The 1,452-nt window shown below is 62.9% G+C and carries 2 protein-coding genes; both read right to left on the minus strand.

Annotated elements, in window-relative coordinates; all coding sequences use genetic code 11:
* Nucleotides 1–67 precede the first annotated feature (67 nt).
* Nucleotides 68–454, minus strand: coding sequence for a fluoride efflux transporter FluC (locus tag B3C64_RS01325; RefSeq protein WP_291533201.1), 387 nt, complete (start codon nucleotides 452–454; stop codon nucleotides 68–70).
* Nucleotides 454–1,452 (minus strand): fluoride efflux transporter FluC (locus B3C64_RS01330; protein WP_291533203.1); only part of this gene is annotated, 999 nt, incomplete at its 5' end. The genes B3C64_RS01330 and B3C64_RS01325, both read right to left, overlap by 1 nt.

Below are 1,452 nucleotides of genomic sequence, written 5' to 3' on the forward strand. Positions count from 1 at the left end.
CGACAGGCTCCATCCTACCGTGGTATCGAACCGGTCCGATACCCGGCAATTCGCCAGTCCGCCGGCATCACGCATGCCCGACAAGCACCGTGATGCCGAAACCCACGGCGACGCACACCAAGGGCACCGCCACAGTCGCGAATCCGTATCCCAGGGCCATGGCGAAACGGCGTTTGCGAATCAACGACAACACCTCGTTCAAAGCGGCCGAAAACGTTGAGAATCCGCCAAGAAAACCGACGACGAACGTCATGGTCGTATCCATATCGACCGATTGCGCGTAAAACGACATCATCGCGACGCCCGCGAACAGCGACGCGATACCGTTGATCACCAATGTGGCCATCGGAAAGACGCGGTTCCCCGCACGGTTCCAACTGCGCTGAATCGACACGTCGAGCACGTAGCGGGCCATGGCGCCAAGACCGCCGAAAAAGCAGATAAGCCAGATCATCAGCGCACCTCCCCGGTGATCGGATCGGGAGAGACCGGGATTTCCGCGGTCACCGGCTTGGGCTCGAAGCTGGGCAAAGCGTTCGGCGTAGTATTCGTCGCGCCCGGCACAGCGGCCGTCGCGCCCGACACCGTGGATGCATTCGAAGGATTCCCGCTATCGGAACGATTCGTATCGGGGAAGTTCGTATTGCGGAGATTCGTATCGGGACGATTCGTCGCATCTCCCGCATTTGCGGCGGCCATTGGTGCCGCGGATTGCGAATTGGCGGCGACGTGGGCGGCTTGCTGCGCGGCCACCTGCGCGGCAAATGCGGCCTCAAGAGCGCTCTTGGCCGCCGAATGGGCCGCATCCGCCACCTTCACATGCCGCACTTCCATCCCACCGGTACCCATACCGTCGGCATCCGTCTCACCGGGACCCATCCCACCGGTACCCGACGGAACGGAACCAGAAAGCGGCGATGCGGCAGCATCCTGCCGCATGCCCGATGCCACGGAATCGGACGTTACGGTGCCCTGCGCGAATCGGGCCAACAGCATCTGCATGATCAGCACGCCAAGCGCGGAGACGAACAATCCCCCGGCGAAATTCATGGCGAGATATCCGAACGCGCCCAACCAACGGCCACGATACAATCCCTCCATGGTCTCCAGCATCACGCCGGACATCGTGGACATTCCGCCGAGGAATCCCAATCCGACGCCCCGGCTCGCGACCTGCCGGACGCGCCGTTTCAGCCATGTGGCGTTCGCCATGTATTCCACCAGCATCGCGAACAACAGGCATGCGATCATATTCGCGACGAACGTGCCGGCATCGAAGACGCCGTCGACGGGAGACAGCACCCTGTCCAGAACGCGGCGGCATCCCACGCCGGCGAAACCGCCGACGAACACGACCAGATACATCACGCCGTCGGCAAGCGGATTGAACCGCGCCTGCACACGTTTCGCCGGAGCCAAGGGAATCTGCGGCGGAGCCGAAGCCGCGGCGGC

This window comes from Bifidobacterium sp. UBA6881 (genome assembly GCA_002451435.1).
Lineage (GTDB): Bacteria > Actinomycetota > Actinomycetes > Actinomycetales > Bifidobacteriaceae > Bifidobacterium.

What these genes read in the sequence shown, in the direction of transcription:
- B3C64_RS01325 (WP_291533201.1), bottom strand. Translation starts at nt 454, where the DNA reads ATGATCTGGCTTATCTGCTTTTTCGGCGGTCTTGGCGCCATGGCCCGC.